This is a genomic window from Paenibacillus sp. ov031 (assembly GCF_900143165.1).
GTDB classification, from domain to species: Bacteria; Bacillota; Bacilli; order Paenibacillales; family Paenibacillaceae; genus Paenibacillus; species Paenibacillus marchantiae.
This window is the reverse complement of the sequence record NZ_FRDO01000008.1, coordinates 25,521-41,253: the sequence shown is the minus strand read 5'-3', so window position 1 is coordinate 41,253 and position 15,733 is coordinate 25,521. Positions and strand designations below refer to the sequence as shown.

Genomic DNA, 15,733 nt, shown 5'->3' with positions numbered 1-15,733 from the left:
ACCAACAGCAGCTCTAATTAAGAGCACAGGATTCAAGAGAGGACAGATACATTATGAAAGTAAATCAATCCGAATTTATTATCAGTGCCGTTCGGCCTGAACAATACCCCGAGGACGGCCTGCCCGAGATTGCCTTGGCGGGACGATCAAATGTAGGGAAATCATCTTTGATCAACCGTTTGATTAATCGTAAAAACTTGGCACGGACGAGTTCTACCCCTGGTAAGACACAGCAACTGAACTATTATAAGATCAATCAGGATCTCTACTTCGTCGATTTCCCGGGATATGGCTACGCTAAAGTTTCCAAAGAGCAACGCTTTGCCTGGGGCAAAATGATGGAGAAGTACTTGTTGGGACGCGAAGAATTGAAACTGGTCATGCAGATGGTGGATATGAGACATGAACCGTCCAAGGATGACATGATGATGAATGAGTGGCTCCGCCATCATGGCTTGCCTCTGGTAGTTGTTGCGACGAAGATGGACAAGATTCCAAAAACGCGTAGAGCCAAACATATTAAAGTCATCAAGGAAGCTTTGGATCTTCGCCCGGGTGATCTGTTTGTACCGTTTTCATCGGAAGAAGGTTTAGGAAAAGAAGAATTATGGGAGATCATTACCCGCTTTGCCGGAATCGGTCAAGCTTCAGCGGAAGAAGAGTCACAGGCTGAGGAAAATCACGCAGACCACGAAATTAACGGATAACCGGGGATTACGCCATTTTGATGCAGGAAAGCGAGCAACTGGGGTGGATCTTTGATCTTTGATGCAATCAAGGATTAATCCATATTTTATGGATTTTCGTGAACATTCATTGTTTTATTTTGGGGCGAAATAGCTATACGGTAGTGTATAATGAGTATAGGTGCATTTGCGCCAACAGTACCAAAGTAGCGGCCTTGCCGACCTGAAGAATTTTGAGATCACTGCCACATGTGCAGGAAGACAAAACAATCGGGAAAGAATTGAGGAGATTTTATGGCTCAGCGATTAGCCACAGAGTATGTTAAAGCCACTTTGAAATTGTCAGAACCCCAGATGCATCAGTTTTTACGCATGACAGAAGATGGCCGGATTCATCAACGAGTGAAGGTGATGGAGAATGGCTGCCAGGAAATTGTGCTCGTAGATGTGAGTGGAGAAGAAGTTCATTTCCCTTTTGATCGTAGGGAAGGGTTTTACATCTGTGAGTTATCTTGCCGCCTGGTAAACCATTATCTGACGAACGTAGTCCGGAAGCTCTTTATGACTTTTAAGGGTGATGGCGTTGTTCATCGCATTTATGAGGAGTTTACCATGACGTATGTTTATACGCAGGGCGTTGTCCGTAAAATTGTGGAGCAGATCGGCGAGAATACCCGTGTCATCTACGAATACAAAAATACGTTGCTTGAATTGCAGCGTGTGTTTCAGGCTCGAGATATTGAACGCGAGATAAACCGGTTATACGCCGAGGTTGATTCGTTACTTGATACAAGAATGGATGCTTCTACTTCTGATCAACTCCAGCAGATTGATAAAAAGCTTGCGCGCCACCAGAAACGGCTGTTTGAGCTTGAAGCCTACTGACCCAAAAGAGTGAATTATACAAGTATTTAACTAACCATCCCCTAATGCTCTGATCTGGTACATTCCAGGTAGAAGCGAAAGGGGATTTCTTGATTTCGGGAGTTTGATGGATACGAATCTTTTATTTTTTGATCTTCCTAAAGGGGTTGCATTCCCTTTGGATAGATGTTATTTTTAATCTCATTGAAATGAAAAGAATAAAGGAACCAAGTACGCAAAGAAACGCGATTGAATAACGACAGCATGAATAATGTTCACATATCGGGATGGAACGAAGATCATCCCAAACCTGAATAGTCATGGAGCCATCCATGGCTATTTGTTTTATATGGGATTTTCATGAATCTTTATCATTAAAACAAGTATTTAACGCATAACGGTGAAGATTGGTGAGACACTACAATAAATGACAATGCATAAGATGATTTACATGGGGATTTCATAAACATTTCATAAAAATGGCCCGGTCATACTATGGATGTGTGATATAATTAACCATGTCAATCATAAATGGATGAACATATGTAGAAAACACTTTGATTGGAAATTTATTAGGCAGGTGAACTTGCAATGCACATCGTTGTCGTTGGTTTGAATTATCGCACGGCGCCTGTAGAGGTTAGGGAACGATTCACATTTGCAGAAAAGGACTTGTCTGAAGCGCTGCAGCAGCTCAAGCTGACCAAGAGTGTATTGGAAGGTGTAATCGTAGCCACATGTAACCGTACCGAGTTGTATGTTGTGGTAGACCGTCTTCACATGTGTGGTTATTTTATTCGGACGTTCATGGAACAATGGTTTAATGTTCCGCGGGAAGAATTTACGCAACACTTATATATATATGAAGATGATCAAGCCATGCGCCATTTGTTCCGTGTCATTTGTGGGCTGGATTCCATGGTTATTGGTGAGACTCAGATTCTTGGACAGGTGAAACAGGCTTTCTTCAAAGCACAGGAAGAGAAAGCTACTGGGACCTGGTTTAACATGCTGTTCAAACAGGCTGTTACATTGGGCAAACGGGCACATTCAGAGACTTCGATCGGAGAGAGTGCGGTATCTGTAAGTTATGCTGCTGTAGAACTAGGCAAGCGTATCTTTGGTATGTTCACGGATAAGAAGGTGCTGATTCTGGGTGCCGGCAAAATGAGTGAACTTACAGTAAAACATCTGTATACCAATGGAGCCTCCGAAGTCATTGTGGCGAATCGGACACTTGCGCGAGCTGAGGAATTGGCAGCGAAGTTTCGGGGGACCCCTTGTACGATGGAACAGGCACTAGAGCGACTGAACGAGGTTGATATTGTCATTAGTTCGACGGGGGCCGAAAGATATGTACTGGATGCCACTGTGGTTCGAGAGAGCATGAAGCGTCGTCAATCGCGTCCACTGTTCCTGATTGATATTGCTGTTCCGCGGGATATCGATCCGGCGATCGGCGAGTTATCCAATGTATTCCTTTATGATATTGATGATTTGGAAGGAATCGTGGAGAGCAATCTGGAGATGCGTAAGGTGGAAGCTGCCAAGATCGAGAAAATGATTGAACTTGAGATGGAAGATTATTATCAATGGCTCAAAACCTTGGGCGTTCGTCCTGTCATTCGGGCATTGCAGGAAAAAGGTGCTTCCATTCATGAAGAAACGATGGATAGTCTGTTTAATAAATTGCCTGAACTGGATGAACATCAGCGTAAAGTTATCCGCCGTCTGACGAAAAGCATCGTGAATCAAATGACGACAGATCCGATTAACCGGATTAAGGAAATGGCTGGTACCAAGCATGGTGATGAAGCGCTGCGCATGTTTACTCAGATCTTTGCTCTGGAGGATGCCGTAGAGGGGGCCGCTGAGAAAGTAAATCAGAGCGATGCCACGGCTCTGCGCAAACCGGATGCCGTTCATCTTAACGATTCCCGGCAAGACCCTGTGCCGGCTTATGCTCCGGCAGGCGTATAAGGCGGGTGGGCAGCTTGACCCTAGCTGAACAAATCTATGAAGCTTTAATCTATATGTATGCCCTGAGCCTACTGTTCTATTTCTCGGACTGCATTCGACGCAATGCGGGGGCGAAGCGGACAGGCACAGGGTTTCTTGTTGTTGTATGGGCACTTCAGGTGTTCCATGTCATTTTACGTATGTTAACCGAAGGGCATTTTCCAATCTACACGACGTTTGATTTTTTGTTTATATTTTCATTTAGCATCGTACTAATGTCTCTAGTGATGACTCGTATCCAACGTTCCGAATTTGTCATTTTGTTGCTGAACGTGGTTGGTTTCTCGGTTACAGTGTTGAACCGGTTGTGGTTTACAGCAGGTGAGATATCTCTGCATAACTGGCAGACAGTGCATGGATTGCTTATTATGCATATCACCTTGGCCAATCTTGGTTTTGCGGCTTTGACGGTGGGTGCTGTATTTGCCATGTTATATCTGTTTTTGCACCGCAAGCTGAAGAATAAGAAATGGAACGATACCGTACGTCGTCTGCCGAGTCTCGAAGTGATCGGCAAATATATGGATGGGGCTACACTGATTGGCACACCTCTCCTTGGTGTTTCTATCATGCTCGCGGTATTGTCCATTGTAGCCGAAACGCGCTGGAGCCTGCTCTTGGATCTCAAGGTTATTGCAACGGGGCTTGCCATAGCGATCTATGTGGGGTACTTCGTCTTTAAGAGAAGAAAACAGTTCTCCACAGTTATTATGGCGAGATGGACGCTGATCGGATACGGCTTTGTCATTATCAGTTTTTTATCCAATGCGTATTCAGCGTTTCATCGTTGGACGGGAGAGTGAAGGGATGGAACGGTACACGCCAATATTTGTGGATATATCAGGGAAATCCTGCTGCGTGGTTGGAGGCGGACGTGTTGCTGAACGTAAAATAAAAGGTTTGCTTCATGCGGAAGCGCAAATTAAGGTGATTAGTCCGGAAGTTACGCCAACGTTACAACAATTGCATCATGATTCCCGAATTCAATGGCTGGCCCGGTCCTACCGCAATGGAGATTTGCGGGGGGCCTTTCTCGTATATGCAGCAACGGACCATAGTGAAGTGAACACAGCTGTTGTCCAAGAAGCTGAAGATGCGGGTATACTGGTTAATGACGCCATATCTTCTGAGCGAAGTACCTTTATTACACCAAGTGTGGTCAGGCGTGGAAGACTGAGCATTGCGATATCGACCGCTGGAGCAGGGCCTGTGGCCGCAGCAGAAATTCGTGACACATTGGAACAGCAATTCGGAGATGAGTACGAGACATATATTGAATTTTTGTATCAGATGAGGATGGAAGTAAAGGCACGTGTATCTTCACCAGGTGTCAGAGCTAAATTACTCCGTTGTTTAACCGAAATGAATGTACTGGAAAAGATCCGTGCAGGTCAGTTTAAGTGGTGGACCGAAGAACAAATTGGGGACTGGATATCCCATAATCAGGAGGACATGTAGACATGCGGACAATTAAAGTGGGAAGCAGACAAAGCGCACTTGCTTTGACCCAGACAGGCCATGTAATTCAAGATTTACGTGATATTTGTGAACGGGAAGGATTAGCTTTTGATTTTGAATTACATAAAATTGTTACAAAAGGAGATTTAATTCTCGATGTAACCCTGTCCAAAGTCGGAGGCAAAGGACTGTTTGTCAAAGAGATTGAACAGGCGATGATGGATCGTACGATTGATATGGCTGTTCATAGCATGAAGGATATGCCTTCCGAGTTGCCCGAAGGGTTGACGAACGGTGCTGTTCCGCGCCGTGCGGATCCACGTGATGCACTAATTTCGAATGGTGGACTCACATTGGATCAATTGCCAGAAGGTGCAAGAGTGGGGACGAGCAGTCTGCGTCGATCCAGTCAACTGAAAGCATACCGTCCGGATTTACAACTCGAATCGCTTCGTGGCAATATTGATTCCCGTCTGCGCAAGCTGGAGACAGAGGGTTTGGATGCTATTATTTTGGCTGCCGCTGGACTGTATCGAATGGGCTGGCAGGATCGGATTACGGAATATCTGTCAGAGGAAGCTTGTCTTCCCGCAGTAGGTCAGGGTGCGCTTGGCATTGAATGCCGTGAAGACGATGCGGAACTGCTCCATCTGTTGCAGTTGTACAACGATCCGGAAACCGCATTTCCTGTGTTGGCTGAACGTCGCTTCCTTAGTGTATTAAATGGGGGCTGTCAGGTTCCGATTGGAGCTCATGCCGTATGGGTGAAACAGCAAGATGCAGATTCCCCGAATGGACAAAACACGTTACAATTAACAGGTATGGTCGGTACGCCGGACGGTGGACTGATTCTTAAAGAAGCAATGACGGGCAAAGATCCGGTTCGTCTTGGGGAAGAAGTGGCTTGGAGATTGATTGAACGGGGAGCAGAGCAGATACTGGCAGAAGTTAGGGGATGAAGACATGGTGGGGAAGGTCTTTTTGGTTGGTGCAGGTCCAGGGGACGCCAAGCTGATTACGGTAAAAGGCTGGGAATCGATCGGTCGAGCGGATGCTGTTGTTTACGATCGGTTGGCTAGTCCAAGATTACTCAAACAAATGAAGCCCGGCGCGGTTAAGATATATGTGGGTAAACGGCCGGATCGACATACGATGAAGCAGGAAGAAATCAACCAGCTGTTGGTTGATCTCGCACTGGAAGGCAAGGTTGTGGTCCGGCTTAAAGGGGGAGACCCGACGATATTCGGACGCGTAGGTGAAGAGGCTGATCTGCTGCGCAAAAACGACGTTCCTTTTGAAATCGTACCTGGTGTAACCTCAGCAATAAGTGTACCTGCTTACGCTGGAATACCTGTGACCCACCGCGACTATGCTTCCTCTATTTCCATCATTACGGGGCATGAGAGTCCGGACAAGCTTGATCGCAGTATTCATTGGGATAAAGTGACGAATGCAACAGGCACACTGGTATTTATGATGGGAGTCTCCAAAATTGGATATATCAGCGAACAGTTGATTCGCCACGGACGCCCTGCGCAAACACCAGTGGCATTGATTCGATGGGGAACAAGAGCAGAGCAGGATACGATCACAGGTACGCTTGAAGATATTGAAGCAAAAGTCATCGCTGCGAATTTTCAACCACCCGCTGTCATTGTTGTTGGTGAGGTGGTGAACCAGCGCGAACAATTGAAATGGGCGGAAGCACTGCCGCTGTTTGGCAAACGCATTTTGGTGACGCGAGCACGCAGTCAGGCTAGTGAATTGGTCAACCGGATCGAGGAACTTGGCGGTGAACCTTATGAATTTCCGGTAATTGAGACCGTGATGCCATCAGGGGAGTCGGCACAGGAAAGTGTCAAACGGGCGTTTGGTGCGTTAAATACGTTTGACTGGGTATTTTTCACGAGTGTAAACGGGGTGGAATTCTTTTTCCGTCATTTGCAGCAGCAGGGAAAAGATATTCGCTCCATTCATCAAGCGAGAATTGCGGCGGTAGGGCCTTCCACTGGGGAAGCTTTGCGTAGGTATGGCATCGTGGCGGAAGTCATCCAAGGACCATTTCAGGCCGAAGGTATGCTTGAAGCTTTTGAAAGTGAACTGAAGGAAGGGCAGAGGGTTCTTTTACCGCATGGAGATCTCGCACGCTCCTGGTTGCCTGAACAGTTGAGGGAGCGGGGACTTCTGGTCACCGAGGCGATTATCTATGACACCATTCTGGCTGGCGAGGATGACGATGAACTGCTGAAGCTGCTTGAAGAGGGCGGCATTCATGCGATGACCTTCACGAGTTCTTCCACAGTCACCAATTTCATGAGTATTCTGAAACGAATGGGATTGCAGGACCCCTTATCTTTTTTGGAAAATGTAGAGGTTGCATGTATCGGGCCTGTTACAGCGAAGACGGCAGAAGCAGCAGGCTTGAAGGTCACAATGATGGCTGAAGAAGCAACCATTGAGAGTCTGATTTCTGTGTTGTCTGAGTGGAAACGAAAGCCTGCTACAGAAGCTGTATTTCCCCGTTAAACCTATAAATTGAACCGCAATCGATAGATGAAGCGTGCTGAATTCGTTACGATACCGGCGCGCTTCGCTTTTTGCTCCACATTACTATTCAGGGAGGTTTCACACGTATGAGTTTTCCAATTGTGCGGCATCGCCGTTTACGTCAATCCACAGGTATTCGCAATATGGTGAGAGAGACCCATTTGACTGTGGATGACTTTATCCAACCCATCTATGTTACTTATGGTGAAAATGTAAAATCCGAAATCAAATCCATGCCGGGCGTATTCCGCTTCTCGCTGGATCGTCTGCAGGAAGAAGTGAAGGAGATTGCCGATCTGGGTATTCCGGCTGTGCTCTTATTCGGTATTCCTGAAACCAAAGACAGTGTTGGTTCGTCTGGATTTGCTGAAGATGGCATTGTACAGGAAGCAACGAAGCTGATTAAGTCCTTGTATCCTGAGCTGCTGGTTGTTGCTGATACCTGTCTGTGCGAATTCACCGATCATGGTCATTGTGGCATGGTGCACACCGTGGAAGTGGACGGTCACATTTGCGGAGATGTTCTCAATGACGAATCATTGGAGCTGCTCGTGAAAACAGCGGTATCCCAGGCTAAAGCTGGAGCGGACATCATTGCACCATCCAACATGATGGATGGATTTGTCCAAGCGATTCGTGCCGGACTGGATGAGAATGGCTTCAGTCACATTCCAATCATGTCCTACTCCGTAAAATATGCTTCAGCATTCTATGGTCCATTCCGCGAAGCTGCGGATTCCACGCCACAATTCGGAGATCGAAAGTCGTATCAGATGGACCCGGCAAACGCGCGTGAAGCATTGCGTGAAGCCGAAACCGATGTGCTCGAAGGCGCGGATATGTTGATGGTGAAACCTTCATTGTCCTATCTGGATGTCATGCGTACAATCAAGGACAATTTTGATCTGCCACTGGTTGCTTACAACGTAAGTGGAGAGTATGCCATGGTGAAGGCAGCGGCGATTCAAGGGTGGATTGATGAGAAGAAAGTGGCCATGGAAATTCTGCTGAGTATGAAACGTGCGGGGGCAGATATGATTATTACGTACTACGGAAAAGACGCTTCACGCTGGTTGGCCGAGAAATAAATTTATATTAAGGAGGATGTTCATGACTGCACAACAAGGAACTCGTCGCAATGATGAGCGCTCACGCAGCGCATTTGAAGAAGCCAAGCAGTACATACCTGGGGGTGTGAACAGTCCCGTTCGGGCGTTCAAATCGGTGGGGCTTACCCCGATCTATGCAGAGCGCGGAGAAGGCTCCAAAATCTATGATATTGATGGCAATGTTTTTATTGATTATGTGGGATCCTGGGGTCCGCTTATTATGGGACATGCGCATCCTGACGTTGTGGAAGCTTTGCGTGAGACAGCCCTTAAAGGAACAAGCTTTGGTGCGCCAACACTGCTGGAGACCGAGATGGCAAAACTCGTCTGTGACCGTGTGCCTTCGATCGATATCGTACGAATGGTGAATTCCGGTACGGAAGCAACCATGAGTGCAATTCGGCTGGCACGTGGTGTAACCGGACGCAGTAAAATTTTGAAGTTTGAAGGATCATATCACGGGCATGCCGATAGCTTGCTGATCAAAGCAGGATCTGGTGTAGCAACACTGGGTCTGCCTGACAGCCCTGGTGTTCCTGAAGGTGTGGCTATGAATACGATTACGGTTCCATACAATGACCTGGAGTCAGTGAAGCTTGCTTTTGAACGTTATGGTGAAGAACTGGCCGCCGTCATTGTGGAACCTGTTGCAGGTAATATGGGAGTTGTGCCACCCGTTTCAGGTTTCCTTGAAGGCCTGCGCAATTTGACGTCTCAATACGGCAGTCTGCTCATTTTTGACGAAGTCATGACCGGTTTCCGTGTAGGGTTGAACTGTGCACAGGGACGATATGGCGTTACACCTGACCTGACTTGTCTGGGTAAAGTAATCGGTGGCGGGCTTCCGGTGGGCGCTTATGGCGGCAGACGTGATCTGATGGAACAGATTGCTCCGACCGGACCGATCTATCAGGCAGGTACACTGAGCGGTAATCCACTGGCTATGGTAGCAGGTTATACGACACTCAAATTGTTGACACCGGAGGTCTATGATCGTCTGGAGACACTGTCTGCACGCTTGCAGGCTGGGTTTGAGAAGAATGCAGCAGAGACGGGTGTAGCCATAACGATTAACCGTGTTGGTTCGATGGTATGTCCATTTTTCAGTGCTGTTCCGGTTACGAATTATGATATTGCTAAAGAAAGCAATCTCGATCAATTCCGTCGTTACTTTGCGGCCATGATTGATCAGGGTGTAAGTGTTGCACCTTCCCAATACGAAGGCATGTTTGTTTCTGGCATGCATACGGAGCAGGATATTGACGATACGATCGAGGCAAACCGTAAGGCTCTTCAATCATTATGACCATTAAAAGTTGGAGACGTCGTGGGGAATGGCTTGAGCTAATGCCAGGCAAAGCGGTGACAGGCAGTTCAGACAGGCAAACGGCTGCAGAGCAATGGCTCTTGTCTGAGCTTCAGTTACCAGAGAAAATGTTGCGTCAGCTAAAGACGAACCAAGGCATACAACTCGCAGGGGACCGGCTTCGGCTGGCCCTTTTTGCGTCTCAGCCGATCGATGTTGAACCGCGTTGGGCGGATATCGATGTTCTGTATGAGGATGACTTCTGTCTGGTCGTGCATAAACCGGCCGGAATGAAGCTTCATCCCGATGGGAGCCGGGCGGATCAAGCGATTACACTGGATCATGCGGTTGCGTCTTATTACGAAATGAATGGAATTCAGACGAATGTACGCCATGTTCACCGTCTGGACGAGGACACAACTGGACCTGTTTTATATGCCAAAAATGCTTTTGCCCTCGCGAAACTGGATGAAGCGATGCGCCGTAAAGACATTGGACGCCATTACGTCGCCATTGCAGGCGGTCAGATATCCATGGAGCTGAATACAATTGATGCTCCGATTGGGAAGGACAGGCATCACAAGCAACGCAGACGTATCTCTGAAGGTGGGCAGGACGCTGTAACTCACGTGGAGATCGTGGAGGTATGGGATAGGGCGACCCTTGTCCGGCTGACACTGGATACAGGACGCACACACCAGATTCGGGTGCATTTAAGTTATGCAGGACATCCCCTCGTTGGAGATGAGTTATATGAAGGCAGAAGGGATTCTATTGGTCGACAAGCGCTTCATGGTGAGACACTGAGTTTTGCTCATCCACTAACAGGTGCACGAATTGAAGTGGCAGACCCTTGGCCGCAGGATTTTGAACAACTGGCACAACGGGAAGGCAAGGACCAATAAACTGGGAAGGTTTACACAAAAGGTGGCATGCTCATCTCATTCAAGGCATATAGATGGGGTAACGAAGGATTTGGACCATGGATCAGTCCCATGAGAAGGATCATGGTGAACATATGCCGAAAGGAGGACGCCACCTTTGTTGAATCAACCTTATGGTTTACGGTTCGATATTTATGAGCGCGTTCATTTGTCAGAGGGAGTTCCTGCAATTGAGGAACTGGAGGAAATTGAGTTATATCCCCGCATTCAGGTGATAGGTCAGGATGATCATGCAACATTGCGAGGCCATCTTTTGCTAACAGGTGCGTATCGGGGAGAGAACGAGATCTCGGAGGAACTCAAACATTTTATTCCGGTGGAGATCACGGTACCCCTGAACCGGGTAAGATCGCTTGAGGATATTTCCATTGAGATCGAAAATTTTGATGTCGATTTGTTATCCAACCGAAGTCTGAACATTACTGGCGTATTGTCGCTTCGCGGTATCGAGGGCTTTCCGGTGGAGGAACCGCAGGTCTGGTCAGCAGATGAGTTTACCGTTGTACATTCGCCCGACCCTAAGCAGGGCGACCGTTCTGCTGAAACAGAGCAGATAGGCAGCTATCCCAATGTGTTTGCTCAGGAGTATCTGCTTCAACGGAGCGAAGAGGAGTTACAGCAGGAACATCTATTTCAAGCTGCTTCCGAACCGTTTCAATCCTGGCAGCAAGGGGATGGGAATGCGGAGCAAAGCAAAATAGCTGAAAACGAAGAGTCCTCGTCCTTGAGGGACAAGGAGGATGAAGCGCAAGCGGATGTGTTGTCCGATACGCCTTCTCCCGTTTCGTCTTTTTTAGCGGAGACAGCCGACAGGTTGGCTTCTTACCCTGAATCTGAGCCTTTGCTTCCTCTGGCTGAAGAGTCGTCTGTCTGGTCCGAGCCTTCCGTCGAGACCTTACATACGAACCTAAGGAATTCGGAGCAGACCGATTCCAAACTGGATCTGCAGCCTTCGGATGAACAGGCAGCGCCGGACGTATGGCATTTTGAATCTGCCCGATCTGAACCAAAGCAGGAGGATCAGACGGTTGCAAATGTTCCGGCAGGTTCGCAGTCAGAGAACTGGCAGGATGTCTTCGCAGCATCTGAACCGGAAATTTCGGAGGAAAACACACCTCCTCTTGAAGCGGTGGAGACGAATGAGCCTGCTGAAAAAGAATCTTTTATCCCTGAACCTGTGGCTGAGACGGAAGACAAGCCGGAGCTTAAGGTTGCTTTTGGCAGCAAGAGAGAATCCGCACCCAAACAGGAAGAGGGCGTAGGCATCTCCTCCTTGTTATCCTCTGGCAGGGTGACACGGGAGGCGGAGGCTGAACGGGAGCAAGAGGCACTTGCTGGAGTCCAGCAGCAAGAAGCATACCCGCCTGATGATGTAGAGTGGAAGAACCTGTTTCTCGGCACCATTGTCGATCAGACCCCGTTCCGTAAGGTGAAGTTATGCATTGTACAGCGTGAAGAGACGCTCGATACCATTGCAGACCGATATCAGTTAAGTACCCGAGAGCTCCAGTTGTATAATCGTTTGTCCGAACAGGTTGTGGAAGAAGGACAGATTCTATATATCCCTTAACCTGTAGGCTGGTTTAATGACCATTTCGACCCGTGATCCCTTGAGGATGGCGGGTTTTTGCTTTGTCAGCCCTCAACCTGCATTGCAGCGCGCTTTTTCCGCTGTTGTCAGGTTGACTATCGGGCACGGGCAGGGTATGATGTGTTTAGGTTTTTTGAAGAACAACGTGGATCGGGAGTAGTAGACAGTATGACCTTTCAGAGAGCGGGATTGTAGCGCTGGGAAATTCCGTAGGAACCAACTGATCGAAGTCGCCCGGGAGTTGCCTGTTTGAATACAAGGGATGAGTAACTTTAGTATCATTCATTCCTAAGGTAGGATGGGCCGGTCGCAGCCGTTATCTGCTTGAAGTGTCACGTAAGTTCAGAGGGGGTAGTCTACCTTTCTATCTGCGTGAAACAAAGGTGGTACCGCGAAAGCTAACCTTTCGTCCTTTGATGGATGAAAGGTTTTTTTGTTTTTTGGCGATGATGAATAAGTAACGGAGGAATGACACATGTCTGAACAAAAAAATTCAGCTGCAACAGAAATGCCAACCACATATGATCCGAAAGCTGCGGAACAAAAATGGTATTCCACTTGGATGGAAAATGGATATTTCAAAGCAGGCCAGCGTAAAGATGCTGAACCTTATACGATTGTAATCCCACCCCCGAACGTAACCGGAATGCTCCATATCGGGCATGCGCTCGATTTCACACTGCAGGACATTCTGATTCGTACCAAGCGGATGCAGGGCTATGATGCACTGTGGCTGCCGGGTTCTGACCATGCAGGTATTGCTACCCAAACCAAAGTAGAGCAGAAATTGCGTGAAGAAGGTCAGACTCGTTATGATCTGGGACGCGAAAAGTTCTTGGAGAAGGTATGGGACTGGAAAGAGCAATACGCAACGACCATTCGTCAGCAATGGGGCAAGATGGGCTTGTCGCTCGATTACTCGCGTGAACGTTTTACACTGGATGAAGGTCTATCCCAGGCTGTGCGTAAAGTGTTTGTTCAACTGTATGAAAAAGGCCTCATTTATCGAGGCAAACGAATTATTAACTGGGACCCGGTGAATCGGACTGCACTGTCCGACATCGAGGTTGAATATAAAGAAGTTCAGGGTCACTTGTACCATCTGCGTTATCCGCTCAAAGACGGAAGTGGGTATGTCACAGTAGCGACTACTCGCCCGGAAACGATGTTGGGAGATACGGCAGTTGCAGTTCATCCTAAGGATGAGCGTTACGCAGACATGATTGGCAAGGTGCTTGTTCTGCCTATTATCGGACGGGAAATTCCGGTTATTGCAGATGAGTACGTAGATAAAGATTTCGGAAGCGGCGCCGTGAAAATAACGCCTGCTCATGATCCGAATGACTTCGAAGTGGGCCTTCGTCATGATCTGCCACAGATTACGGTGATGGATGAGACGGGTACGATGAATGCCGAAGCAGGCAAATATCAGGGACTGGATCGCAGTGACTGCCGTAAGCAGATTGTTGCAGACCTGCAAGAACAGGGCGTATTGATCAACATCGAGGATCATACGCATCAGGTTGGACACAGCGAACGTACAGGAGCTGTTGTTGAGCCGTATTTGTCCACACAGTGGTTTGTTGAGATGAAGCCGCTCGCGGAGAAAGCGATTGAGAAGCAACAAAGCGGTGAAGGGGTTCATTTTGTTCCGGATCGTTTTGAGAAAACGTATCTGAACTGGATCGAGAATGTTCGTGACTGGTGTATCTCTCGTCAATTGTGGTGGGGTCATCGTATTCCTGCCTGGTACGACGAGGAGACTGGAGAAGTTATTGTATCTGCTGAAGATCCGACAACATTGCCAGAATACGCTGGACGCAAGCTGAGACAGGATGAAGATGTTCTGGATACATGGTTCAGCTCCGCATTATGGCCGTTCTCTACTTTAGGCTGGCCGGAAGACACGGAAGATCTGAAACGTTATTACCCGACAAGTGTACTCGTAACAGGGTATGACATTATTTATTTCTGGGTGGCGCGTATGATCTTTACCGCTCTGGAGTTCACGGAAGAGGTTCCGTTCAAGGATGTGCTGATGCACGGTCTTGTTCGTGATGCAGACGGACGCAAGATGTCCAAATCGCTAGGCAATGGTGTTGATCCGTTGGATGTGATTGAGAAATATGGTGCGGATGCAATGCGTTACATGATCTCTACAAGTAGTACTCCGGGTCAGGATCTCCGTTTCCGCTGGGAGCGGGTTGAACAGGCTCGTAACTTTGCCAATAAAATCTGGAATGCATCGCGCTTCGCTTTGATGAATCTGGAAGGGTTCACCTATGAAGATCGTGATATTAGTGGAGACCTTGGAACAGCGGATTACTGGATTTTGCACCGCCTGAACGAAACTTCTCGTGATATTACGCGTCTAATCGAAGCATATGAATTTGGAGAAACAGGCCGTTTGCTGTATAACTTTATTTGGGATGACCTGTGTGACTGGTATATTGAATTTGCGAAGTTGTCCTTCTATGGGGAAGATCCGGTTGCCAAGAAGAAAACACAATCGGTTCTTGCTTATGTGCTGGATCAGACTATGCGCCTGATTCATCCGTTCATGCCGTACATTTCGGAAGAGATCTGGCAGCATCTGCCGCATGAAGGCGAAACGATTACGTTGGCTTCCTGGCCTGTGTATGACCCTGCACTGGAGAACCCAGAAGCGGTTGCCGAGATGAACCTGCTTATGGATACCATTCGTGCAGTACGAAACATCCGTGCAGAAGTAAACGTACCAATGAGCAAGAAAATTGAATTGATGGTGAAAGCGAACAACGCAGAGACATCCAGCATCATTGAACGCAACAGCCATTACATCAAACGTTTCTGTAATACGTCCGAGTTCGACAGCGGCTTGGATCTGAGTTCACCGGATAAAGCAATGACTGCAGTCATTACTGGGGCTGAGCTGTACTTGCCGCTGGCGGGTCTTATTGATATTGATCAGGAAGTGGCTCGTCTGGAGAAAGAGTTGCAGAACCTTGAGGGCGAAGTACTCCGTGTGGAGAAAAAGCTGGCGAACGAAGGCTTTGTTGCCAAGGCTCCTGCCAAGGTTATTGAGGAAGAGCGCGCCAAGCAAGCTGATTATTCCGATAAACGGGATAAGGTGATTGCACGAATCAAGGAACTGAAAGGTTAATATATTCGGGTCGGATGGAGTGCTTCTGCGCCATCCGGCCGCTTTTTTCAACCAAACTCAAACCAAA

General features: G+C 47.8%; 12 protein-coding genes and 1 other annotated feature. All 12 genes read left to right on the top strand.

Annotated features, from left to right (window positions below):
• Positions 1-53 precede the first annotated feature (53 nt).
• Positions 54-707: a ribosome biogenesis GTP-binding protein YihA/YsxC gene (gene yihA, locus BUA17_RS25640; protein ID WP_063566717.1), complete on the top strand. Its 654-nt coding sequence runs from the start codon at positions 54-56 to the stop codon at positions 705-707.
• Between the two features lie 273 nt (positions 708-980).
• Positions 981-1,571 carry a hypothetical protein gene (locus BUA17_RS25635; protein ID WP_063566718.1) on the top strand — a complete coding sequence of 197 codons (591 nt, stop codon included), beginning with the start codon at positions 981-983 and terminating at the stop codon, positions 1,569-1,571.
• Positions 1,572-2,141: 570 nt separating this feature from the next.
• Entirely contained in the window at positions 2,142-3,530 is a 1,389-nt protein-coding gene (gene hemA, locus BUA17_RS25630; protein ID WP_063566719.1) for a glutamyl-tRNA reductase, read from the top strand.
• A 53-nt stretch (positions 3,531-3,583) separates the two neighbouring features.
• Positions 3,584-4,372 (top strand): cytochrome c biogenesis protein CcsA, encoded by a 789-nt coding sequence (gene ccsA / locus BUA17_RS25625; RefSeq protein WP_063566740.1) that lies wholly within the window; start codon positions 3,584-3,586, stop codon positions 4,370-4,372.
• Positions 4,373-4,376: 4 nt separating this feature from the next.
• The gene (locus BUA17_RS25620) at positions 4,377-5,027 is read left to right on the top strand and encodes a precorrin-2 dehydrogenase/sirohydrochlorin ferrochelatase family protein (protein ID WP_072735420.1); all 651 of its coding nucleotides are present in this window, start codon (positions 4,377-4,379) and stop codon (positions 5,025-5,027) included.
• 2 nt (positions 5,028-5,029) lie between these two features.
• Positions 5,030-5,986 (top strand): hydroxymethylbilane synthase, encoded by a 957-nt coding sequence (gene hemC, locus BUA17_RS25615; protein ID WP_072735419.1) that lies wholly within the window; start codon positions 5,030-5,032, stop codon positions 5,984-5,986.
• 4 nt (positions 5,987-5,990) lie between these two features.
• Positions 5,991-7,553, top strand: coding sequence for a uroporphyrinogen-III C-methyltransferase (cobA, locus tag BUA17_RS25610; protein ID WP_072735418.1), 1,563 nt, complete (start codon positions 5,991-5,993; stop codon positions 7,551-7,553).
• A 107-nt stretch (positions 7,554-7,660) separates the two neighbouring features.
• Positions 7,661-8,662 (top strand): porphobilinogen synthase, encoded by a 1,002-nt coding sequence (gene hemB / locus BUA17_RS25605; protein WP_072735417.1) that lies wholly within the window; start codon positions 7,661-7,663, stop codon positions 8,660-8,662.
• Positions 8,663-8,684: 22 nt separating this feature from the next.
• Positions 8,685-9,989 carry a glutamate-1-semialdehyde 2,1-aminomutase gene (gene hemL, locus BUA17_RS25600; RefSeq protein WP_072735416.1) on the top strand — a complete coding sequence of 435 codons (1,305 nt, stop codon included), beginning with the start codon at positions 8,685-8,687 and terminating at the stop codon, positions 9,987-9,989.
• On the top strand, positions 9,986-10,894 hold the full coding sequence (locus BUA17_RS25595) for an RluA family pseudouridine synthase (protein ID WP_072735415.1): 909 nt from the start codon (positions 9,986-9,988) through the stop codon (positions 10,892-10,894). The genes hemL and BUA17_RS25595 overlap by 4 nt, the downstream gene beginning before the upstream one ends.
• 136 nt (positions 10,895-11,030) lie before the next feature.
• Positions 11,031-12,503: a LysM peptidoglycan-binding domain-containing protein gene (locus BUA17_RS25590; protein WP_072735414.1), complete on the top strand. Its 1,473-nt coding sequence runs from the start codon at positions 11,031-11,033 to the stop codon at positions 12,501-12,503.
• A gap of 158 nt (positions 12,504-12,661) precedes the next feature.
• Positions 12,662-12,941 (top strand) — a binding site (T-box leader).
• 58 nt (positions 12,942-12,999) lie between these two features.
• Positions 13,000-15,666, top strand: coding sequence for a valine--tRNA ligase (locus tag BUA17_RS25585; RefSeq protein ID WP_063568110.1), 2,667 nt, complete (start codon positions 13,000-13,002; stop codon positions 15,664-15,666).
• The last annotated feature ends 67 nt before the right edge of the window (positions 15,667-15,733 follow it).

Bases quoted from the DNA above. Each gene is read 5' to 3' on its own strand.
- hemB (WP_072735417.1), top strand. From the start codon at position 7,661: ATGAGTTTTCCAATTGTGCGGCATCGCCGTTTACGTCAATCCACAGGT.
- BUA17_RS25620 (WP_072735420.1), top strand. From the start codon at position 4,377: ATGGAACGGTACACGCCAATATTTGTGGATATATCAGGGAAATCCTGC.
- hemC (WP_072735419.1), top strand. From the start codon at position 5,030: ATGCGGACAATTAAAGTGGGAAGCAGACAAAGCGCACTTGCTTTGACC.
- BUA17_RS25595 (WP_072735415.1), top strand. From the start codon at position 9,986: ATGACCATTAAAAGTTGGAGACGTCGTGGGGAATGGCTTGAGCTAATG.
- BUA17_RS25635 (WP_063566718.1), top strand. From the start codon at position 981: ATGGCTCAGCGATTAGCCACAGAGTATGTTAAAGCCACTTTGAAATTG.
- hemA (WP_063566719.1), top strand. From the start codon at position 2,142: ATGCACATCGTTGTCGTTGGTTTGAATTATCGCACGGCGCCTGTAGAG.
- cobA (WP_072735418.1), top strand. From the start codon at position 5,991: ATGGTGGGGAAGGTCTTTTTGGTTGGTGCAGGTCCAGGGGACGCCAAG.
- BUA17_RS25585 (WP_063568110.1), top strand. From the start codon at position 13,000: ATGTCTGAACAAAAAAATTCAGCTGCAACAGAAATGCCAACCACATAT.
- yihA (WP_063566717.1), top strand. From the start codon at position 54: ATGAAAGTAAATCAATCCGAATTTATTATCAGTGCCGTTCGGCCTGAA.
- hemL (WP_072735416.1), top strand. From the start codon at position 8,685: ATGACTGCACAACAAGGAACTCGTCGCAATGATGAGCGCTCACGCAGC.
- ccsA (WP_063566740.1), top strand. From the start codon at position 3,584: ATGTATGCCCTGAGCCTACTGTTCTATTTCTCGGACTGCATTCGACGC.